At 45.5% G+C, this 19924-nt stretch carries 24 protein-coding genes and 1 riboswitch; of the genes, 9 read left to right on the forward strand and 15 right to left on the reverse strand.

The genetic code is table 11. From position 1 onward, the window contains the following. Window position 1 precedes the first annotated feature (1 nt). The 3 genes from cotX to cotZ all read left to right on the forward strand — a co-directional run bounded on the left by cotX (window position 2) and on the right by cotZ (window position 1733). Window positions 2–517: a spore coat protein CotX gene (gene cotX / locus ACQVGT_RS14390; RefSeq protein WP_014476454.1), complete on the forward strand. Its 516-nt coding sequence runs from the start codon at window positions 2–4 to the stop codon at window positions 515–517. Between the two features lie 150 nt (window positions 518–667). Further along, window positions 668–1156 carry a spore coat protein CotY gene (gene cotY, locus ACQVGT_RS14395; protein ID WP_003239243.1) on the forward strand — a complete coding sequence of 163 codons (489 nt, stop codon included), beginning with the start codon at window positions 668–670 and terminating at the stop codon, window positions 1154–1156. A gap of 127 nt (window positions 1157–1283) precedes the next feature. Continuing rightward, entirely contained in the window at window positions 1284–1733 is a 450-nt protein-coding gene (cotZ, locus tag ACQVGT_RS14400) for a spore coat protein CotZ (protein ID WP_003239244.1), read from the forward strand. Window positions 1734–1826: 93 nt separating this feature from the next. On the opposite strand, the gene cotO is transcribed toward cotZ, so the two are convergent. The 10 genes from cotO to ACQVGT_RS14450 form a co-directional block, all read right to left on the reverse strand. Next, window positions 1827–2510, reverse strand: a complete 684-nt coding sequence (cotO, locus tag ACQVGT_RS14405; RefSeq protein ID WP_015383369.1) for a spore coat protein CotO — start codon at window positions 2508–2510, stop codon at window positions 1827–1829. A gap of 100 nt (window positions 2511–2610) precedes the next feature. After that, window positions 2611–3387: an enoyl-ACP reductase FabI gene (gene fabI, locus ACQVGT_RS14410; protein WP_015483090.1), complete on the reverse strand. Its 777-nt coding sequence runs from the start codon at window positions 3385–3387 to the stop codon at window positions 2611–2613. A 135-nt stretch (window positions 3388–3522) separates the two neighbouring features. Next, a complete protein-coding gene (thiD, locus tag ACQVGT_RS14415) occupies window positions 3523–4338 on the reverse strand; it encodes a bifunctional hydroxymethylpyrimidine kinase/phosphomethylpyrimidine kinase (RefSeq protein WP_014479462.1) in 816 nt (271 codons plus the stop codon). Window positions 4339–4356: 18 nt separating this feature from the next. After that, window positions 4357–5367, reverse strand: a complete 1011-nt coding sequence (gene thiF / locus ACQVGT_RS14420) for a thiazole biosynthesis adenylyltransferase ThiF (protein WP_015383367.1) — start codon at window positions 5365–5367, stop codon at window positions 4357–4359. Then, complete coding sequence (gene thiG / locus ACQVGT_RS14425) at window positions 5364–6134, reverse strand: thiazole synthase (RefSeq protein WP_080030657.1); 771 nt, start codon at window positions 6132–6134, stop codon at window positions 5364–5366. Before thiG ends, thiF begins: the two co-directional genes overlap by 4 nt. Then, window positions 6131–6331 carry a sulfur carrier protein ThiS gene (gene thiS, locus ACQVGT_RS14430; RefSeq protein WP_072173897.1) on the reverse strand — a complete coding sequence of 67 codons (201 nt, stop codon included), beginning with the start codon at window positions 6329–6331 and terminating at the stop codon, window positions 6131–6133. Before thiS ends, thiG begins: the two co-directional genes overlap by 4 nt. Then, window positions 6331–7440, reverse strand: coding sequence for a glycine oxidase ThiO (thiO, locus tag ACQVGT_RS14435; protein ID WP_015383365.1), 1110 nt, complete (start codon window positions 7438–7440; stop codon window positions 6331–6333). The genes thiS and thiO overlap by 1 nt, the downstream gene beginning before the upstream one ends. Then, entirely contained in the window at window positions 7424–8041 is a 618-nt protein-coding gene (tenI, locus tag ACQVGT_RS14440; protein WP_015383364.1) for a thiazole tautomerase TenI, read from the reverse strand. The genes thiO and tenI overlap by 17 nt, the downstream gene beginning before the upstream one ends. Then, on the reverse strand, window positions 8016–8726 hold the full coding sequence (gene tenA, locus ACQVGT_RS14445) for a thiaminase II (protein ID WP_015383363.1): 711 nt from the start codon (window positions 8724–8726) through the stop codon (window positions 8016–8018). Before tenA ends, tenI begins: the two co-directional genes overlap by 26 nt. Before the next feature lie 78 nt (window positions 8727–8804). Beyond that, window positions 8805–8913: riboswitch (TPP riboswitch) on the reverse strand. A 61-nt stretch (window positions 8914–8974) separates the two neighbouring features. After that, window positions 8975–10819 carry a monovalent cation:proton antiporter family protein gene (locus tag ACQVGT_RS14450; RefSeq protein ID WP_015383362.1) on the reverse strand — a complete coding sequence of 615 codons (1845 nt, stop codon included), beginning with the start codon at window positions 10817–10819 and terminating at the stop codon, window positions 8975–8977. Window positions 10820–11051: 232 nt separating this feature from the next. On the opposite strand from ACQVGT_RS14450, the gene prpE reads away from it, so the two are divergent. Next, complete coding sequence (prpE, locus tag ACQVGT_RS14455) at window positions 11052–11786, forward strand: bis(5'-nucleosyl)-tetraphosphatase PrpE (RefSeq protein WP_015383361.1); 735 nt, start codon at window positions 11052–11054, stop codon at window positions 11784–11786. 12 nt (window positions 11787–11798) lie between these two features. Here prpE and ACQVGT_RS14460 read toward each other — a convergent pair whose 3' ends face one another. Genes ACQVGT_RS14460 through ACQVGT_RS14475 form a run of 4 tightly spaced genes read right to left on the reverse strand, consistent with a single transcriptional unit; the run spans window position 11799 to window position 14564 of the window. After that, window positions 11799–12698 carry an RluA family pseudouridine synthase gene (locus tag ACQVGT_RS14460; RefSeq protein WP_015383360.1) on the reverse strand — a complete coding sequence of 300 codons (900 nt, stop codon included), beginning with the start codon at window positions 12696–12698 and terminating at the stop codon, window positions 11799–11801. 14 nt (window positions 12699–12712) lie between these two features. Further along, window positions 12713–13513 (reverse strand): NAD kinase, encoded by an 801-nt coding sequence (locus ACQVGT_RS14465; protein ID WP_003232918.1) that lies wholly within the window; start codon window positions 13511–13513, stop codon window positions 12713–12715. A gap of 18 nt (window positions 13514–13531) precedes the next feature. Then, the gene (gene yjbM, locus ACQVGT_RS14470; RefSeq protein WP_003245294.1) at window positions 13532–14167 is read right to left on the reverse strand and encodes a GTP diphosphokinase; all 636 of its coding nucleotides are present in this window, start codon (window positions 14165–14167) and stop codon (window positions 13532–13534) included. A 28-nt stretch (window positions 14168–14195) separates the two neighbouring features. Further along, entirely contained in the window at window positions 14196–14564 is a 369-nt protein-coding gene (locus tag ACQVGT_RS14475) for a UPF0738 family protein (protein ID WP_003232922.1), read from the reverse strand. Window positions 14565–14688: 124 nt separating this feature from the next. Here ACQVGT_RS14475 and ACQVGT_RS14480 point away from each other — a divergent pair, with 124 nt between their 5' ends. The 5 genes from ACQVGT_RS14480 to ACQVGT_RS14500 all read left to right on the forward strand — a co-directional run bounded on the left by ACQVGT_RS14480 (window position 14689) and on the right by ACQVGT_RS14500 (window position 18032). Beyond that, on the forward strand, window positions 14689–15261 hold the full coding sequence (locus tag ACQVGT_RS14480; RefSeq protein WP_015383359.1) for a CYTH domain-containing protein: 573 nt from the start codon (window positions 14689–14691) through the stop codon (window positions 15259–15261). Between the two features lie 14 nt (window positions 15262–15275). Beyond that, entirely contained in the window at window positions 15276–16001 is a 726-nt protein-coding gene (gene cwlQ / locus ACQVGT_RS14485) for a bifunctional muramidase/murein lytic transglycosylase (protein ID WP_015383358.1), read from the forward strand. A gap of 254 nt (window positions 16002–16255) precedes the next feature. Then, the gene (locus ACQVGT_RS14490; protein WP_015383357.1) at window positions 16256–16654 is read left to right on the forward strand and encodes a globin domain-containing protein; all 399 of its coding nucleotides are present in this window, start codon (window positions 16256–16258) and stop codon (window positions 16652–16654) included. Then, a complete protein-coding gene (gene spxH / locus ACQVGT_RS14495; RefSeq protein WP_003245184.1) occupies window positions 16651–17550 on the forward strand; it encodes a protease adaptor protein SpxH in 900 nt (299 codons plus the stop codon). The genes ACQVGT_RS14490 and spxH overlap by 4 nt, the downstream gene beginning before the upstream one ends. A 314-nt stretch (window positions 17551–17864) precedes the next feature. Continuing rightward, on the forward strand, window positions 17865–18032 hold the full coding sequence (locus tag ACQVGT_RS14500; protein ID WP_003244944.1) for a hypothetical protein: 168 nt from the start codon (window positions 17865–17867) through the stop codon (window positions 18030–18032). A gap of 37 nt (window positions 18033–18069) precedes the next feature. Here the strand turns inward: ACQVGT_RS14500 and pepF are convergent, their stop codons facing one another. Beyond that, on the reverse strand, window positions 18070–19899 hold the full coding sequence (gene pepF / locus ACQVGT_RS14505; protein ID WP_003245178.1) for an oligoendopeptidase F: 1830 nt from the start codon (window positions 19897–19899) through the stop codon (window positions 18070–18072). Between the last annotated feature and the right edge of the window lie 25 nt (window positions 19900–19924).

Here is a 19924-nt window from a genome sequence, read left to right on the forward strand (position 1 = left end):
TATGGAAAGCAGACCATACTCTTGGGTTGCACTTGATCCTGACTGTGACCATCCGTTAGACGAAAAAGAAAAAGATAAAAAAGAAGAAAGAAAATGTCATTGCGATGTTTGCTGTAATGGCAATGGGTTTTTTGGCAACGACAATGCCTTCATTGACCAAAATCTGGCTCAGGCAAATCTCAATAAACAAGTCTCCGATGAAACAATTATTATCAGAGACTCTTGTGACATCAACGTTTCATCTACAGACGTTCAAGCCGTAACATCAGTTGTAACGGCGGTTAATGCAGCTGTCCTAACAGTAGCTCTCACATCCATTGCAGACGGAGTAATTGCCGAATTAGTCGCACAAGATTTGTTACAGCTTTCAGCTAACAAACAAGTAAACCGCCAAAAACTTCTCATCGAATGCTCCCGGGGCGTAAATATCACAACAGTAGATGCTGATATAGCAACATTGGTTTCCACAGCTACTAACACACTTGTGGCACTCTTAGCCATCACACTCGTCCTCTAACTCTAAAAGCAGAGCTAAAAACGCTCTGCTTTTTCTTATTTTCCAAGCATATGATGAATATATAGACGTTCACCCACACCAAGTGGGGCACGGGTACATATGTTGTTAAGGACTAAAGTCAAATACCCTATAAAGAAGGAGCTGAAATCAATGAGCTGCGGAAAAACCCATGGCCGGCATGAGAACTGTGTATGCGATGCAGTGGAAAAGATTTTAGCAGAGCAGGAGGCAGTTGAAGAACAGTGTCCGACTGGCTGCTATACCAACCTTTTAAACCCTACGATTGCTGGAAAAGACACAATTCCGTTTCTCGTTTTCGATAAAAAAGGCGGATTGTTCTCCACATTCGGAAACGTAGGGGGATTTGTGGATGATATGCAATGCTTTGAATCCATTTTCTTCCGCGTCGAAAAATTATGCGATTGCTGTGCAACACTTTCTATTTTACGCCCGGTCGATGTCAAAGGCGATACCTTAAGTGTTTGCCATCCTTGCGACCCGGATTTCTTCGGGCTAGAAAAAACAGATTTCTGCATTGAAGTGGATCTCGGATGCTTCTGCGCGATTCAGTGCCTGTCACCAGAGCTAGTTGACAGAACATCGCCTCATAAAGATAAAAAGCATCATCACAATGGATAAACACTTGTAAAGAGGAATCCCCTTCCAAACTCTATTACAGGTGCAAATCATTCAGCTGCTTCCAGCGTGAGGCAGCTGACTCTCCATCATTTCGCCAGTCTCAAATTTATAAGGCAGGAGGGATAATATGAGCCAGAAAACATCAAGCTGCGTGCGTGAAGCTGTAGAAAATATTGAAGAACTACAAAACGCTGTTGAAGAAGACTGCCCGACCGGCTGCCACTCTAAGCTTTTATCTGTAAGCCATTCGTTAGGCGACACAGTGCCTTTTGCAATATTTACATCAAAATCAACGCCATTAGTCGCCTTCGGAAATGTCGGCGAACTCGATAACGGCCCTTGCTTTAATACAGTATTTTTCAGGGTCGAAAGAGTGCATGGAAGCTGCGCAACACTGTCATTATTAATCGCATTTGACGAACACAAACACATTTTGGACTTCACCGATAAAGATACGGTGTGTGAAGTCTTCCGACTTGAAAAAACAAACTACTGTATTGAAGTTGACTTAGACTGCTTCTGCGCAATCAACTGCTTAAATCCTCGATTAATCAATCGTACACATCATCATCATTAATCATAAGCTGGAAAAGCTTGCAGGCCTGCAGGCTTTTCTCTAAGTAAAAAAAGCTGTCCGGCAACATCGACCGGGCAGCTTTTTTCTTTTTCGTTAAAAACCGAGCGGGTGCAAAGAGGTAATATCATCGATTGCAAGTTCGGTTGGGGCTCCGTTTCCGGTTGTTCGAAGCAGGACGGAATCATTTCTTCTTCCGACAATCACGCCCCTGTACGTTCTTCCATTGGCTTCAATCAAACAAAGCGCTCTCGGCATGTTATGAGGCAGCTTTGTTAAAAAATCAATTTTTTCATGAATAGACATCTTGCTCATCGGTTTCTTTACTTTTCTTGCCGGCGGTGCTTTTTCCTCCGCTTTGGCAGCATTATGGACAGCTTCCGGTTCTTTCTCAGGCTTCCGGGTCTCAAGTGCAGGCTCTTCCTTTTTTTCTGCTTTCGGGGGCTCGTGTTCGACGGTTTCTTCTACGGCCTGCGGCTCTGCTTTCTGTTCCTCCTGGCTTTTTATGTTCTCTGGCTCTCTCACCTCTTGTGTTTGCTGACTCACTGGTTCGGCTGCAGGCTTTTGGTCTTCTTGCAGGACATCCTGTGCCACGGCTTCCTCCTGCTGCTTCTCATGGTAAACCGGCTTTTCCTCAGCTTTTGGCGGAGCAGGTTTGTCGGCCTTTCTTTTGATGACAATCTCCTGCATGGATGACCTTGTAGTTTCTGCATAATCCGGCTGAACAATATACATGAGCGGTTTTTTATCCGCGTTTCTTTTCTTATTAGACATCTTCATCCCTCCGATTGTGTCATATTCTATCTATATGACAGAAAGCTGAAAATCAGAAGAAATAAAAAAGCAATCCCTATTCGGGATTGCTTGATATAGTTCCAGCTTAGCGGGCAGTGATATGGAAACCTGAATCAACGTGAAGATTTTCACCTGTAATCCCGCGGGACATATCGCTGAACAAGAACGCAGCTGTATCGCCCACTTCTTCAGGTGTTGTCGTGCGGCGAAGCGGTGCACGCTCTTCGATGTCTTTTAAGATAGAGTTGAAATCACTGATGCCTTTAGCAGATAATGTTCTGATCGGGCCGGCAGAAATGCTGTTGACGCGGATATTTTCTTTTCCTAAGTCAGCAGCTAAATATTTCACACTTGCATCAAGAGAAGCTTTTGCTACACCCATGACGTTGTAGTTTGGCATCACAAGCTCTCCGCCAAGGTACGTCAAAGTGACAATGCTTCCGCCTTCAGTCATCATCGGGCGTGCCGCTTTGACAACAGCAGTCAGAGAATATGAGCTGATGTTATGAGCCAAAAGGAAGCCGTCACGGTTTGTGTTTAAGTATTCGCCGACAAGTTCTTCTTTGTTGGCAAACGCGATACAATGCGCGATACCGTGGATTACACCGACCTGCTCCTTAATGCTTGCGAAGCAAGTTTCGATTTCTGCGTCGTTTGTTACATCGCAAGGAAGGATGATGGAATCATTGCGGTCTAACGTTCCGGCAAGCTCGTGAACGGATTTCTCCAGGCGTTCACCAGCGTATGTGAAAATCAAACGTGCGCCCGCTTCATGTAAAGAACGCGCAATGCCCCAGGCGATGCTGCGTTTGTTGGCTACCCCCATCACAATAATGTTGCGGCCTTCAAGTGAAAAATTCATATGTATAAAGCCTCCTATATTTAATAAAGACATAGTATTAGTACCTGATCTTAATTCCTATCATATCATAACCTTGTCCAGATGAAAAGCGCATACCGTAGCAAACGCAAAAGAGATCACCATCAGCTGGTGATCTCATCGGCTTGTATTTAAGCTATTTCGTTTAAAAGCGAAATGGTTTGTCGGCCCGTGTCCCGACCCGATGCCAAGCGTATTTTCCACCGCTTCGCGGACAAAGTTGGCCGCAACCTCAAATGCCTGATGGATGCTGTCTCCTTTAGCCGTTTGGGCCGTTAAAGCCGCAGCAAAGGTGCAGCCTGTGCCATGCGTATGCTTCGTATTGATATAAGGATGGGTGATTTGCATAAACATGCTGCCATCAAAAAGAAGGTCAGTAATGTGATTGTCCTCAGGCTGGTGCCCGCCTTTGATAATGACATGCTGCGCACCCATCTTGACGAGCTGCTCTGCTGCTTTTTTCCGGTCATCCAGCGAGCTGATTGTCATTCCTGTCAGCGTTTCTGCTTCCGGGACATTCGGCGTAATCGCGTAGCTTCTTGGAATGAGCAACTCCTTTAAGGTGGCAACTGACTCATCACGCAGCAAGGATGCCCCGCCCTTTGCGATCATAACCGGATCAACAATTACACGATTGAATCCGTACTCGTCAATTTTTCTCGCCACTTCTTCAATCATGTCGGCATTCCAGAGCATTCCCGTTTTTACTGCATCCGGCCTCAAATCCTCAGCAACAGCGTCAATTTGCTGTCTCAACGCCTCTACAGTCAGCGGATGCACCCCATGAACGCCAAGCGTATTTTGAGCGGTTACCGCCGTAATCGCAGACATTCCGAATACATCAAGCTCTTGAAAGGTTTTAATATCAGCCTGTATCCCCGCGCCGCCGCCTGAATCTGATCCGGCGATTGTCAATGCTTTATATATACTCACTACACTACACTCCTTTTATTACCCGATCCATTTATGATAAATGGATTTTGCCCGGGCAACATCATTTGTTCCATGGATCAAAGCTCTGCCGTCCCGGAACAGCACCATTTTCATATCATCCGAGCGGCAAGAAATTAAATACGGGTTCGCAGCCACTTCAAGCCCGGCCTGTCTCAGCTGACCGGCAAGCGCTTCAAGATCCGCTTCTTTTGTAACAGATGATCTGATCTGCACCGTGTTCCTGCCGCACAATACAGCCGCTTTTGTTTGATTTTCATATGACAAAAACGGAAAATCCTTTGTGCCGCAGCTTGGGCATGCGTCATGTTTGAGACTGGCCGCTCTCACTTCTGACCGCTCGTTTTTCCACAAGTCAAAGGAGCGCAGCACCGGCTCGCACTCCTCTCCCGTCAGCAGCTTCAACGCATCTGTTACCTGAAAGACTGCTACCTGCAAAACAGCCGGACTGATGATGCCGGCTGTGTCACATGTTGCTCCGCCAATCGGAAGTGTATCGAGCAAGCAATGCAGGCAAGGAGTAGAACCCGGCACCACGGTAAAGGTGAGGCCGTAGCTCCCTACACAGGCACCATAAAGAAAAGGAATCCCTTCCTTTACCGCAGCATCATTTACGATCAGGCGGGTTTCAAAATTATCAGCCGCATCCACAATAATCGATGCATCCCTAATCAGCTCGAAGATATTTTCTGCTGTCACATCCATGACAAGGCCGGTCACATCAACATCGCTGTTAATCGAACGGAGACGGCGCTCCGCAGCGGCTGCTTTCGGCATTTCTTTTTTGACATCATTTTCTGTATACAGCTGCTGGCGCTGGAGGTTGCTCCATTCCACATAATCTCTGTCGGCAATTTTCACAGAGCCGACTCCCGCTCTCACCAGCATTTCTGCACTGGCTGTTCCGAGCGCGCCGGCGCCGATAATCACGGCGCGCGCTTCTTTCAATTTTTTCTGGCCGGATGAGCCGATCGGAGCAAACAGCTCCTGCCTTGAATACCTGCCCGTCATACAGGAAGACCTTCTCCCGGACTGCTTGCCGTTCCGTATTGCTTAAGCGGGATTCGGCCCGCCTCATAAGAAAGGCGTCCTGCTTCCACCGCGAGCTTCATGGCACGAGCCATTTTCACAGGATCGTCAGCGCCCGATACAGCCGTATTGAGCAGTACGCCATCCGCTCCAAGCTCCATTGCGTATGCCGCATCTTTAGGCGAGCCGATTCCAGCATCCACGATGACCGGCACTTTCGCCTGTTCAATAATAAATGACAGATTCAAAGGATTTAAGATTCCTTGTCCCGATCCAATCGGAGATGCACCCGGCATGATGGCATGAACGCCGAGCTCTTCCAGCTTTCTCGCCAGCACAACGTCATCCGACGTGTACGGGAGCACAATAAAGCCTTCTTCAAGAAGCTGTTCAGACGCTTTTAATGTCTCAACAGGGTCAGGCAGCAAGGAACGGCTGCATCCGATGACTTCAACTTTAATCATGTCACAAAGGCCTGACGCTTTTGCCAGCCTTGCAATCCGAACCGCTTCTTCAGCAGTACTGGCGCCCGCTGTATTCGGCAGAAGCGTATATTTGGATAAATCAAGCTGTTCCAGAAAATTCGGCTGAGATGCTTCAAAGATGTTCATTCTCCGCACAGCAAATGTTAAAATTTCAGACTCAGAAACAGCTACTGCTTCCTTTTGTATGTCAAACGATGGGTATTTCCCTGTGCCCAGCAGCAATCTTGATTGAAATGATTTTCCGCCAATTGTTAACATGCTCATCCGCCTCCTACAAAATGGACAATTTCAATGACATCACGATCACAAAGCTCAACCTCGTGATAGCGTTCTTTCCCGATTATTTCTTTATTTCTTTCCACGATAACGATTTTATTTTCAAGCTGATACGACGCCAGCAGGTCTTGAATTGTACCTGTGTCTTTTTCCCACTTCACGTCTTTACCGTTCAGCTGTAGCATCATATCTGAACCGCCTCCTTGCGATCAATTCGGAATGCGTGCAGCCAGTCTTGGTTGACCTCTTTATTCATGATGAGATCACTGATCAAAGCGCCCGTTGCGGGAGCAAGCAGGATCCCATTTCTGAAATGGCCAGCCGCAAATAAAATACGGCTGTCCTCAGGATGTCTGCCGATGTACGGTTTTCCATCCTTTGTTCCCGGCCGGAGTCCCGCCCAAAAACGATCCACCTTCATATTCTGTATAGCCGGCAGCATCGTTTTTGCTTTTTTCATAACCGATTCCAATCCGCCAAGATCCGGTGTTTCACTCCAGTCCCCCGGCTTCATTGTCGCGCCGACAACCAGTCTGCCGCTTTTTCTCGGTACGATATAGCAATGGTCATGGTAAAGCGTTTTTGTCAGCGGGATATCATCATTCCAAACGGACAGGCACTCCCCTTTTACAGGGAGAAAAGCATTGTTCAGTCCGAGCTGTTTAAAAAACATTCCGCTCCACACCCCGCTGGCAACGACAACATGATTAGCCCATACGTCTCCACTAGGGGTCTTGATGGACAGGGCTTCACCGTCACGTTCGACATGCAGGACGGGCGTATGCTCAAAAATCTCCGCCCCAAGCATTTTTGCTGCTTTCACATATGCCTTGCAAACAAAATAAGGCTCCACATGCACATCATCCTGAATAAAAGATGCACCAAAGATGTCACCAGACGCATACGGCTCTTTTTCTAACACCTCTTCTTTTGAATACCAGCTGACAGAGTCCAAATCGTCCATCTGTCTCAGCTGCAGCACATCTTCTTCAGAAAATGCAAGCTTAAACATACCGCCGTTATGCTGCCTGATATCCACACCGGATATTGCATAAAGCTCTTCTCCAAGACCTTTGTACAGACGCTGGCTGTGCATGGCGAAATCAAAAAACGCGTCACGTTCCTCGCATTCGGCATGGGCGCCCAGCATTCCGGCAGCGGCACTTGTCGTTCTGCCGCCCATTGTTCCGCTTTCAAATAATGCGGTGCTTTTGTTTTCCTTTGCCAAATGATAAGCAATCGCGGAACCGATAATTCCGCCTCCAATCACCACTGCTTCATAATGCCTTTTCATAGCGCATCTCCTTTAGCTTGCGGGAATATCGTCTGGCTGCTTCCAAAGGCTCAGCGGAAGAGAAAATTCCTGACATAACAGCGATACCGTCTGCTCCTGCTTGTTTTACGTCTCTTAACCTGTCCGGCGTCATCCCCCCGATGGCTATAACAGGGATGGAAATCCGCTGTTTGATATCTGCCAGCAAAGACACCCCTCTGCCTTCAAGACCCTTTTTGCAATCCGTTTCAAACACATGGCCGAACAGCACGTAGTCCGCGTCTTCCTTTTCTGCTTGAACCGCTTCCTCCAGTGAATGCACCGACCTCCCGATATGAAGGTGTGGAAATCTGGCTCTGACCTGCTTCGGTGAAAAGCTGCCGCTTGGCAGCTGCACGCGGTGAATAGTAGAGAAAAGTGCAATATCCACGCGCCCGTTCATCACCAGTTTTCGTTTATCTATACCGCCTTCAAAAATAAGCTCGAGCAGTTTCAGAATATCCGCCGCCGATTTTGAGCGTTCCCGAATGTGAATAAAATCAACTTCATTCTGAATCGAAATGATGGTTCTCGCTAGCTCTTCTACCGGCTTGCAGTTATCCGTTATGGCGTGAAGCTCCACATTCCTCCACCTCTTTTATGCCGCGCTCCGACCAGCCTTCTTTTTGATAGGCCATTCCCCAAAATTGATATTCATAGAAGCTGGAGATGACAAAATTCTCTTTCATCTTGGCACGCACTTCCTCCGTGCTGTTTTCCGCCAGCTCATCAAAGCGGTTGATTTGCTCCTCAACCTGTTGTCTAAACCAGTCACCGCCGTACGTCCCAATCCACTTTTGATAAATCGGATGCCCAGGATCGCAATGCAGTAATTTCTCACCAACCTCGTAATAGAGCCAGTAGCATGGCAGCAAGGCCGCTAAGATTTCAGCGAAATTCCCACTCAAAACCGAACGGTACATATGGGATGTATAAGAGTACGCCGTAGGAGACGGCTTAAACGCCTTACGCTCTTCCTCGCTGATTTCCAACAGCTCGGCAAACTCGCGATGAAGCGCCATTTCCGCCTCATATGTACCTTGGGCATGGCTTGCCATCCTCCCCGTTGTAAAAAGGTCCTTCGCATAAGCTGCGCCAAATGACTGCACCTTTGCAAAATGCGTTAAGTAATAGGAATCCTGAAGTACGTAGTATTTAAAACGGTCAATCGGAAGCGTTCCGTCACCGATTCCTTGAACGAACGGATGGACAAAGCTCCCCTCCCACCATTCTGCGGCTGCGCTGCGGCATTCTTCTGAAAACTTCACAAATCATTCCCCCTCTGAAAATAAAAAAACCACTTTCCCGCAAGGAAAAGTGGTTTGGAATTGGCATAGTAAAATAACACAAATACCGCTCCACTTCCCTACGCAGGTCTGAACCTGTTCAAGTTATGAGGGTCTAAAAGTCACACTTTTATCTCAGCCCTTATGAAGGACACCCCTAGTGGTTAAACGAATACATATTGAATTGTTCTGCACCTCTATATTAACACGAATCCTTATTTGGTCAAGATTTATCCTTCCAATGTTTTCTTAAGATCCGTTACGTACCCCCGAGATCCGGTGACAATTAAGCGATCTCCCAGTTTCAGCCTAGTATCCCCATGAGGAACAATGCTGTCCACACCTCTGAAAATCCTGACAAAGATGACGTCACCTGTTAAAGGGAATTCCCGTAAAATCACACCGTCGTATTTACTGTTCTCCATATTAATTTGATACAGTGAAGACTCCTGGTTCGTGAGCAGCTTCATGACGCCAGGCGCTTCAATCAGTGCGCGAAGCAGCGTTTTTGTCGACAGCAGAATAGAAAAGATGCTGATTCCCTGCTCCTTCAGAGCTGCTTCATGCTCCGGTGATCCTACGCTTGCAATGACTCTTTCTGTGCCTTTTTCTTTTGCAAGTAATGCAATGTCTGCATTCATATCTTCATTTCCTGTCGCCACAACGAGGATATCCGTTTCAAAAATGCCGAGTGATTCAAGCGTCTCGTGTTCATAGTCAGAAATTGTTTCAACAGCAAACACTGATTCTGACAGCTTTTCCTCCGCATTCTCTTGGTAGACGTGTACAACACGCACGTCATACTCTTCCTCTGGCAATTCGAGTGTAACAGGCAAAGTCATTTGATTGGCGCCGATGAACGTAATCGTCTTTTTCTCCTCCGGCTGCTCTTCCCGTTTGTATAATTTTTTAAAACAGATCGGCGTAAAAATACTTGCAATGACGGCTACTAAAATTAGCGCTCCTGACATATTTGCACTGATCACGTGAAGCTGCTGGCCGATTGTTGCAGCAGCAATCACGAGCGAAAGCGTTGATGTCAGCAAGAAACCAGACGCGAAAATGGTTCGGTTATCATACCACTTCTTTAAGTACATGACAGGAATGATTTTGCTGACTAACAGCGCCAGCAGCAGGAGCGGAATCATGATTAAAATTGTTTTATCCTGGAAAAGAGTCCAAATATCAAGCTTCACACCGACCATCACAAAGAAAATCGGTATTAAGAACCCATAACCGAATGAGTCCAGCTGCTGAACAAGTTCTTTGTTTGGCGAAAGCAGGGAAACAAGAACCCCCGCTAAGAAAGCGCCGAGAATATTTTCCGCCCCAAGTGATTCAGACAGGGCAACGAGTACAATGATTAACGTAAAAATGGCACGCGTCCCGATCTGGATCGTCCCTTTTGACATGGATTGAACAAAAGAGCGATGTTTGAAGACCCGGCCGAAAAAGTAAAGCACCACTCCGGCCGCAAACAGAATCATCAGGAGCCACATGTTTCCGCTGTCCTCTCCGTATAAAGAAGAAAAAACAGCAAGAAGAATCATCGTGGCCAAATCAGCAATAACAGCAACAAGCAAAATAATCTGCCCGATATTTGAATTCATGATCCGTTCTTCTTTTAATGTTGGAACGACAACGCCTAACGATATCGTTGAAATAATCAGGGTCATTAAAAAAGCATTTTGGATAAATCCAGCCAAGACGAACCCATAGGACAAGAGCAATGATAAAATAAAAATGCCGACAAAAATAATAGATGCCGCAGCAAACGTATTCGGCGCTTCCTTGCCATTCGGCAGGAACTGCTTTTTCTTCCCTTTCTCAAACGATGAAAAATCAATTTCAAGCCCGCTTAAAAACATTAAAAAGATAAATCCGAGCATAGAAAGTGTCTGGAGCCAGGTGTCACCCTCCACAACTAAATTAAGGCCGCTTTTCCCAATAATCAGCCCCATAATGATTTCTGCAACAACAACCGGGATGCTGAGTTTAAACCGATGCAAAAGGATGGGTGTCAAAAATGCAACGATAAGTACAACAACTAAAGATGCGACAGATGTATGCGCCATAATAAGAACCTCCTTCTTTAGATCAGGGTTATGCCAGTTCTCACTCAAAGAACAAAACCTCATTTTTAAAAAACATAACGCGATTTTAACAAGGGTGATGATGAAAAATAAAGTAATATGGTCTTAATCCTGTTTAGAAAATGATTCTTCTATAATTTGCACATAAAAGCTTGTGATGACTCACAACACTTTGCTTCATAATAAATAAAACAATCGGTAAGGAGGATACCGCATGGCTTACGATATCATCAGCGATATTCATGGCTGCTATGACGAAATGACTGCATTAATCCAGAAGCTTGGCTATACAATCAAAAATGGAGTACCTGTCCACGAAGAAGGCAGGGTGCTTGTTTTTGCCGGAGATTTAACTGACAGAGGGCCTAAATCGATAGAGGTCATCCGATTTGTAGCAGGCGCTTACGAAAAAGGCGCTGTACGTTATGTCCCGGGAAACCATTGCAATAAATTATATCGTTACTTAAAAGGAAATCCGGTAAAAGTGATGCATGGTCTCGAAACAACAGCGGCAGAGCTTGAGGAACTTTCCAAAGATGAGAGAAAAGCAGTCAGTGAACAGTTTATGAAGCTGTACGAAACAGCGCCGCTTTACGACATCTTACATAATGGAGAATTAGTTGTCGCCCATGCTGGCATAAGAGCTGACGATATCGGCAAATATACCCGCAGAGTGAAGGACTTTGTGCTTTACGGTGACGTGACGGGTGAAACATATCCGGACGGCAGACCCGTCAGACGTGATTGGGCGGCAGCCTATAATGGAAAGGCTTGGGTGGTATACGGTCATACACCTGTGAAAGAGCCTCGGAAGGTCAATCGCACCATCAACATTGATACAGGCTGCGTGTTCGGAAATCAACTGACAGGCTTTCGCTTTCCAGAAATAGAAACCGTCTCTGTTCCAAGCTCCCTGCCTTACGACGAATCAAGATTTCGCCCCATATAAAAAAGGAGAGAATCAATGATTCTCTCCTTTTATCAGTTTTCTCATGTCCTGAGGCAGTGGAGCATGAAACGTCATGTTCTCCTGTGTCAGCGGATGGATAAACGAAAGATGCTCGCTGTGCAGAGCCTGCCGGCCAATTTCCTGTCTCGTTCCGCCGTACAGTGTATCGCCGCACAACGGGTGCCCGAGATAGCTCATATGAACACGAATTTGATGGGTTCGTCCAGTCTCAAGCTGCAATGCCACCGAGGTCATGTCATCATTTGCACATGTGACGTAAAAATGAGTAACAGCCTTCTGGCCGTCCGGTGTTACCGTCCGTTCAATAATACTGTCAGGATGTCTGCCAATCGGAGCATCGACTGTTCCCTCCATCTGTGCCATCCGCCCGTGAACCACTGCCGCATACCGGCGTTTCACAAGGCCGTTTTTTTGCGCAGACGATAAAATGGAGTGGGCAAATCGATGCTTGGCAACAAGCATGACACCTGATGTATCCCGGTCTAGCCGGGTGACAAGATGTACTGTCGCCCTCACTCCGTTTTTTTGATAATGATCAATAATTCCATTGGCAATGCTGCCGGAGGGGTGCTCTCTCGAAGGGATTGATGACACATACGGCTGCTTGTTTATCACAAGCACATGTTCATCCTCATAAAGGATATCGAGCGGAACAGGCTCTGCCAGCAGCGTCTCGCTCACCTGTTCCTCAGGAAACTTCACGATAAGAAGATCTCCCTCTTTCAAAACGTATTTGACCGTCACATGCTCACCGTTAATCTGCAGGTCTCCCCCGCCAAACTTAATATCGGTAAGCAGACGTTTCGAAATTCCCAGTTCACCGGCATATTCTTTTACAGTCATCCCGTCCTCAGCGGAAGTAATGTTCTTTCTGATAAAAAAATGCTCCACGATATGTCCTCTTTCTATTCACCTTTTCCAATAAACGAATCCTGGACTCTTTTCCAAAATGGAAACGGACGGAATCTCGCAAACCGCACTTTTTCGGATGCAACCTGGCAGCGGATCGACTTTACATCTTTATGGAGAAGGGTTAAATGGTCAATCGTCACTTGAAAGTCAACTTCGTTTCTCGGCTTAATCATGCAATCATGATGGGATGGGAGAAGCAGAGGTGACCCGACCGTACGGAACACGCGGTTATTAATTGAAGCCATTTCCGCAAGCTGGATCGCCCTGATAGAGGGATGGATAATCGCTCCGCCCAGCGCCTTATTGTAGGCTGTGCTGCCTGATGGAGTTGACAGGCAGAGGCCGTCGCCCCGGAAGGTTTCAAAGAGCTGCCCTTTGATTTCCACATCTGCAACAAGGCTTCCTTCGATGCTTTTAATCGTACATTCATTCAAAGCTAAGTATCTTTCTTCCCGCTCGTTTTCGTGATAGGTCACAATGACTTCGAGAAGCGGATATTCGACTGTATGATACGGCGTTTTCGCGATGGCAAGAACAAGTTTTTCAATTTCATGAGGAACCCAGTCGGCATAAAAACCCAGATGACCTGTGTGAACGCCGACAAATGCTGTTTTGTCCAAGCGGTCGCTGTATCTGTGAAAAGCATACAAAAGCGTTCCGTCGCCTCCGACTGAAATAACGATTTCCGGTTCATTTTCATCCAGTTCCATATCAAAATCCAATAAATACGCCTGTATTTTGCTTTTCAGCGTATCAGAAACTTGATCTCCTTTTGATGATACGGCAAATTTCATGCTCTTCTTCCCCTTTACCTATTGTTGCTCGCTTCCTTTTTTCTTTCTTGAAAAGGCAGCTTGAGCTTCCTGTACTTCACCCCTGATCTCCGACATCTCTTCATCAAGCCGGGAAGCCGCTTCAGAAGCGCGCTGAAGCCTTAGTTTTACTTTTTCAGGAATGTTTCCGCTGTATTTATAATTCAATGAATGCTCAATGGTCGCCCAAAAATTCATCGCCAGTGTACGGATCTGTATTTCCACGAGAACATGCTTTTCCCCGGATACCGTCTGCAAAGGGTACAGCACAACAAGATGGTATGACCGGTATCCGCTCTCTTTATGTTCCGCAATATAATCCCTCTGATCCACAACGGTGAAATCTTTTCTGGCAAAAAGCATCTCTTTTACGATTTGGATGTCATCGACAAATTGGCACATGATTCTAAGGCCAGCAATGTCCTGCATGGTTTCAATTTCATGCAGCGGTATGCTTTTCCGTCTCGCTTTTTCAAGTATGCTCGCCACAGGCTTGACGCGTCCGGTCACAAATTCGATCGGTGAATGGTCGTCCTCGTATTCATATAGTGTGCGGATCCCCTTGAGCTTCACTTTCAACTCTTCGACAGCCTGGCGGTACGGCACTAAAAAACGCTCCCATTGTTTGTCATCCATCATACATCCCCCAATTCCGAACCAGTTTCTATAAAAACACGCGTTTCACTTTTTCTTCCATTTCTTCTCCGTAGTTTGCATTATCCTTTATATTTTCTAAAAGATATTCCAGCTCCTCATGCAGGCCTGCCAGTTCAATTGTTTGGTCTCCTGCCTCTAAAACAACCGGTATTTTTTGTGCATGGGCCTGCTTCAGTTCCGGCCATACATGTTCCTTTATAATGACATATTCAAAAGAATCAGCTAATTCAAGTATGTATACAAAAGCAAAGTGGTCAGAATCAACAAGCATTTGACCTGACGGCTTGCGTTCCGCTTCGTTTCCTTCTGTCTGACAGGCAAGGCGAAGCTGATCATCCGATAATGTTGCATTCAAAATTTCGATTCTGTTTTGCATAATGCTCTCCTTTTTTAAACAAAGTACAGATTCATTTTATCATATCGAGCTCGATATTGATAAACCTAACATCTAAAGAGATAATAGTAAAAATAAGATTTACAGGGCGGAAAGGAAGAGCATCATGAGCCAAGAAATTGAAATCGAATTTAAAAATATGCTGACCAAACAAGAATTCAAGAACATAGCAGCGGCACTCCAGCTGACAGAAAAAGATTTTACAGATCAAAAGAATCATTATTTTGATACAGACAGCTTCGCGCTGAAACAAAAACATGCTGCGCTTCGTATCCGCAGAAAAAACGGAAAGTATGTCCTTACATTAAAGGAGCCGGCTGATGTGGGGCTTCTGGAAACGCACCAGCAGCTTTCAGAGGTATCAGATCTCGCTGGATTTTCAGTTCCCGAGGGCCCTGTGAAGGACCAGCTGCACAAGCTTCAGATCGATACGAATGCCATTCAATACTTTGGATCTTTAGCAACAAACCGTGCGGAAAAAGAAACAGAAAAAGGCTTAATAGTTTTAGACCACAGCCGATATTTAAATAAAGAGGACTATGAAATTGAATTTGAGGCGGCGGATTGGCATGAGGGCAGACAAGCCTTCGAGAAGCTGCTTCAGCAATTCAGCATTCCTCAGCGCGAAACCAAAAATAAAATTCTGCGTTTTTATGAAGAAAAACGAAAGTCTATATAAGGTGGAATGACATCGTGAATGTAACGAATTGGGCAGCTTTACTTCAGCTTCAGGCACTACAGTCCATATCTAATGCACGCAGCAGCTCGGACACTCAGAATACGGAAAGCCCGCTTTCAAGTTTTAGCTCTTTGCTCAGCCAATATACAAACGGTCTGACATCTCAGCAATCAGCACCTTCTTCATCGCCAAGCATGCTGAACAGCGCGAATACAACAGCGCCGTCACTGCTTTCAGCGTATGGGCTTAACTCATATACGAGCAGCAATTCAGGTTCAGTCACAAAAGCGGCAGAAAGTACTGAAACAGCTGCTGCAGATTCAGCTTCAAACAAACATGAAGCAAATCAGATCAGTTCGGGAGACTTCTCTATTGACAGTGCGATTAAAAAAGCCGCTGATAAATATGGCGTTGATGAAAAACTGATCCGTGCCGTCATCAAACAGGAATCAGGCTTTAATGCAAAAGCGGTCAGCGGAGCAGGCGCGATGGGCCTCATGCAGCTGATGCCGTCAACAGCAAGCTCACTTGGCGTTTCCAATCCGCTTGATCCACAGCAAAATGTGGAGGGCGGAACGAAATATTTAAAACAAATGCTGGATAAATACGACGGCAATGTGTCTATGGCATTAGCGGCTTACAACGCCGGACCGGGGAATGTTGACCGATACGGAGGCATTCCTCCTTTCCAAGAAACGCAAAACTACGTAAAAAAAATAACTTCAGCTTATTACGCGTAACCAGAGGGGCTCTTTCCCTCTGGTTTTTTTGCGAAGTGAAATCTTACGCATTCCTGATTTTTATGTGATATGATATGAAATACAAACCCCGGCTGTCAGCCGAAATGAGTCATCATACGCAAAAAAGGCAGTTTGTTTGTAGAAATGATGCCTTGTTGCTAAAATAAACCTAGATGAAACAATGAAATACAGAAAATTACTTTTTGCAATAGGATTTATGATTCCTATTAGCCATATTTAAAGGAGTAGTCAACATGGGACAATCGTTTAACGCACCTTATGAAGCGATTGGAGAGGAACTTCTATCGCAACTTGTTGATACTTTTTATGAGCGTGTCGCGTCTCATCCTTTGCTGAAGCCGATTTTTCCAAGCGATTTGACAGAAACCGCCAGGAAACAGAAGCAATTCTTAACTCAGTATTTAGGCGGGCCTCCTCTTTATACTGAGGAGCACGGCCATCCTATGCTCAGAGCAAGGCATCTTCCCTTTCCAATTACAAACGAGAGAGCTGATGCGTGGCTCAGCTGTATGAATGACGCAATGGACCATGTAGGGCTGGAGGGCGAAATTCGTGAGTTTTTGTTTGGCCGGCTGGAGTTGACAGCAAGGCATATGGTGAATCAAACGGAAGCGGAGGATCGATCATCTTGACAAACTATCAGCATGAGCTATACTTCGCCCATTGCCACGGTCATCCAAAAAAACCGCTTGAAATTTATATGTTTGTAGACCCTTTATGTCCTGAATGCTGGTCCTTAGAGCCCGTCATCAAAAAGCTGAAAATCAGATACGGACGTTTTTTCACCTTACGCATTATCGCTTCCGCAAGCCTTACCGCTTTAAATAAAAAGCGAAAAAAGCATCTTCTCGCAGAAGCATGGGAAAAGATCGCGAGCCGCTCTGGCATGTCATGTGATGGCAATGTCTGGTTCGAACAGGATCAGCCGCTTTCATCGCCTTATATGGCTGCTCTCGCTTTTAAAGCAGCCGAATTGCAAGGGCGAAAAGCCGGCATGCAATTTCTCAGAAATATGCAGGAGAGCCTATTTGTTTCAAAGAAAAATATTACGGATGAAAACGTGCTTTTGGAGATTGCTGAAAATACAAGTCTCGATCTTGAAGAATTCAAAAAAGATCTGCATTCTCAAAGCGCGGTCAAGGCGCTTCAATGTGACATGAAAATTGCTGCTGAGATGGATGTTTCTGTTAATCCGACACTGACGTTTTTTAATACGCAGCATGAGGATGAAGGGCTTAAAGTTCCTGGCAGCTACTCATATGATGTATATGAAGAAATTTTATTTGAGATGCTTGGCGACGAGCCGAAGCCGTCGGAAACACCGCCTTTAGAATGTTTTATTGAATATTTCCGCTTCGTTGCCTCGAAGGAAATTGCTCTTGTATATGACCTGAGCCTTGAAGAGGTAGAAAAAGAAATGAAAAAACTGGCGTTTGCTAAAAAGGTGGCCAAGGTGGAAGCCAAACACGGAATGTTTTGGAAGTCTCTCAGCACTTATTCTGATGAATATCAATCATGTGAAAAATAGCCGCAGGCGTGCATATGCTTGAGGCTGTTTTTTCACGCCACGAACCAAACATACGTTCTGTTTTTGGTGCTAAAGAAACCGCGCCGGGATAAGCGCGGTTTCATATGTCTTAACGACAACAAAGGGGATGGGAGAAATTTTTCACGGTCAAACAAAGGGGTAATGTTTGTTTGTGATCAATTTCACATCCTTATGATAACAAAAGATGTCGACTTTTGACAACCTCTATGCTTAATGTTCATATTTTTGTCACAAAACATAACGAAGTGCATTCACTCATATCCTTATAAGGAAAAAGGACGAGGAGGACCGCCATGATGTCTACTTTGATCTCAATTGTGTGCATTGCCGTTTTTTTCTGTCTGAATATCTTAGGCATGATGCATATGCTGCCGCTTTATATTACCTCTCCTCTGCTGTTTCTGTCTATTTTGTTTACCCTCTACCGCTTGAATCACCGGAAAACCTTTAAAGGGTTTTAAAAAAGCCTGTGCGTCATTTCCGCACAGGCTTACTTTTTTAAGACTGCTTGACTTTCATCAGCAACTCTTCCATTTCATCAAGTTTTTCTTCAAACATTTTGCACGCGGCTTCGATTGGCTCTGGAGACGTCATATCAACGCCCGCTTTTTTCAGGACATCAATCGGGTATTGTGAGCTTCCCGCTTTCAGGAAGTCAATATAACGGTCAACCGCCGGCTTTCCTTCCTTCAAAATCTGGCTGCTTAATGCTTGGGCAGCGCTGTACCCTGTCGCATACTGATACACATAGTAATTGTAATAGAAGTGCGGAATACGCGACCATTCAAGGCCGATTTCCTTATCAATCACCATGCCGTCTCCAAAATACTTTTTATTCAGGTCGTAATAGACATTTGTCAGAAGCTCAGGTGTAAGCGGCTCGCCTTCTTGCGCCTTTGTATGGATCAGATGTTCAAATTCAGCGAACATCGTTTGTCTGAAGACCGTTCCCCTGAAGCCCTCAAGCATATGGTTGAGAATATATAAGCGCTGTTTTTCATCTTCTAAATTGTTCAGCAAATACTCGCCAAGGAGCGCTTCATTTGTCGTAGAGGCAACTTCCGCGACAAAGATACTGTAATTGCCGTATGGATAAGGCTGGTGCTTTCTCGTATAGTAGCTGTGTACGGAATGTCCAAACTCGTGCACGAGCGTAAAGAGATTATTGACGTTATTATGCCAGTTCATCAAAATATACGGATTCGTGCCGTAAGCTCCTGATGAATAAGCCCCATTGCGTTTGCCTTTATTTTCGTAAACGTCTACCCAGCGGTTTTCCAGTCCTTCTTTTAGGATTGAGGCATATTCTTCCCCTAATGGTGCGAGGCCTTTCAGCATGTAATCTTTGGCTTCCTCGTATGTCACCTTCATCCCCGCATCTTTCACAAGCGGTGTATACAGGTCATAGATATGCACTTCATCAAGCTCAAGCACTTTCTTTCTCAGCGCAATATAGCGGTGCAGGAGCGGCAAATGCTTATTAATCGTCTTAACAAGGTTATCGTATACTTCCTCAGGAATACTGTTGTTAGAAAGCGCAGCCTCACGCGCTGACTTGTACTTTTTCACTCTCGCGTAGAAGTTGTCCTTTTTCACAGTGCCGCTAAGCGTCGTGGCCATTGTGTTTTTATATTGTCCGTACGTTTTATACACTGCGTCAAACGCATTTTTGCGGACTTCACGGTTTTCACTTTCCAAGAAATTAATAAAGTTGCCGTGAGTGATCTGTTTTTCATTCCCATCTTCGTCTTTAATGGACGGAAACGTTATATCTGCGTTATTTAACACGCTGAATGTATTTGAAGATGACCCCAGTACCTCGGAGGCTTCAGCAAGCAGCGCCTCTTCCTTCTCGCTCAGCACATGCGGACGTTCCTTTGTAATCTCCTCAATCGCATGAGAGTACAGCTTCAATTCTTCTTTTTCAAGAATGAACTGCTGCAGTTTGTCTTCTTCTATGGATAAAATCTCCGGAACCAAATAAGCTGTCGCGCTTGCGGCCTGTGTATACAGGTTTCCCGCCTTGTCATTCAGCCCCTGGTAAAAGGAGTTCCCAGTATCCTGGTCAGAGCGCATATGCGCATATGTGTACAGCCTACCCAGCCGCTCCATCACTTTATCTTGATACGTAAGAGCCTCGTATAAATGATCAGCTGAATCTGCCAGCTTTCCTTTATACTTAGATAAATTCGGAATTAATTCTTTTACAGCTTGAAATTCTTTATTCCAGGCCTCATCACTAGGAAAAATATCCTCAAGTCTCCATGTGTCTTCTGCCTTTACCTCACTTCTGTCAGGCAGTTGGTTTGCTTTTTTTTCCTCAGCCATGGTGATCCCCCTCGTCTTCTTTGAT

The organism is Bacillus sp. SCT118, from assembly GCF_058566435.1.

What these genes read in the sequence shown, in the direction of transcription:
- cotX (WP_014476454.1), top strand. Translation starts at nt 2, where the DNA reads ATGGAAAGCAGACCATACTCTTGGGTTGCACTTGATCCTGACTGTGAC.
- cotY (WP_003239243.1), top strand. Translation starts at nt 668, where the DNA reads ATGAGCTGCGGAAAAACCCATGGCCGGCATGAGAACTGTGTATGCGAT.
- cotZ (WP_003239244.1), top strand. Translation starts at nt 1,284, where the DNA reads ATGAGCCAGAAAACATCAAGCTGCGTGCGTGAAGCTGTAGAAAATATT.
- cotO (WP_015383369.1), bottom strand. Translation starts at nt 2,510, where the DNA reads ATGAAGATGTCTAATAAGAAAAGAAACGCGGATAAAAAACCGCTCATG.
- fabI (WP_015483090.1), bottom strand. Translation starts at nt 3,387, where the DNA reads ATGAATTTTTCACTTGAAGGCCGCAACATTATTGTGATGGGGGTAGCC.
- thiF (WP_015383367.1), bottom strand. Translation starts at nt 5,367, where the DNA reads ATGACGGGCAGGTATTCAAGGCAGGAGCTGTTTGCTCCGATCGGCTCA.
- thiG (WP_080030657.1), bottom strand. Translation starts at nt 6,134, where the DNA reads ATGAGCATGTTAACAATTGGCGGAAAATCATTTCAATCAAGATTGCTG.
- thiS (WP_072173897.1), bottom strand. Translation starts at nt 6,331, where the DNA reads ATGCTACAGCTGAACGGTAAAGACGTGAAGTGGGAAAAAGACACAGGT.
- thiO (WP_015383365.1), bottom strand. Translation starts at nt 7,440, where the DNA reads ATGAAAAGGCATTATGAAGCAGTGGTGATTGGAGGCGGAATTATCGGT.
- ACQVGT_RS14450 (WP_015383362.1), bottom strand. Translation starts at nt 10,819, where the DNA reads ATGGCGCATACATCTGTCGCATCTTTAGTTGTTGTACTTATCGTTGCA.
- prpE (WP_015383361.1), top strand. Translation starts at nt 11,052, where the DNA reads ATGGCTTACGATATCATCAGCGATATTCATGGCTGCTATGACGAAATG.
- ACQVGT_RS14465 (WP_003232918.1), bottom strand. Translation starts at nt 13,513, where the DNA reads ATGAAATTTGCCGTATCATCAAAAGGAGATCAAGTTTCTGATACGCTG.
- yjbM (WP_003245294.1), bottom strand. Translation starts at nt 14,167, where the DNA reads ATGGATGACAAACAATGGGAGCGTTTTTTAGTGCCGTACCGCCAGGCT.
- ACQVGT_RS14475 (WP_003232922.1), bottom strand. Translation starts at nt 14,564, where the DNA reads ATGCAAAACAGAATCGAAATTTTGAATGCAACATTATCGGATGATCAG.
- ACQVGT_RS14480 (WP_015383359.1), top strand. Translation starts at nt 14,689, where the DNA reads ATGAGCCAAGAAATTGAAATCGAATTTAAAAATATGCTGACCAAACAA.
- ACQVGT_RS14490 (WP_015383357.1), top strand. Translation starts at nt 16,256, where the DNA reads ATGGGACAATCGTTTAACGCACCTTATGAAGCGATTGGAGAGGAACTT.
- ACQVGT_RS14500 (WP_003244944.1), top strand. Translation starts at nt 17,865, where the DNA reads ATGATGTCTACTTTGATCTCAATTGTGTGCATTGCCGTTTTTTTCTGT.
- pepF (WP_003245178.1), bottom strand. Translation starts at nt 19,899, where the DNA reads ATGGCTGAGGAAAAAAAAGCAAACCAACTGCCTGACAGAAGTGAGGTA.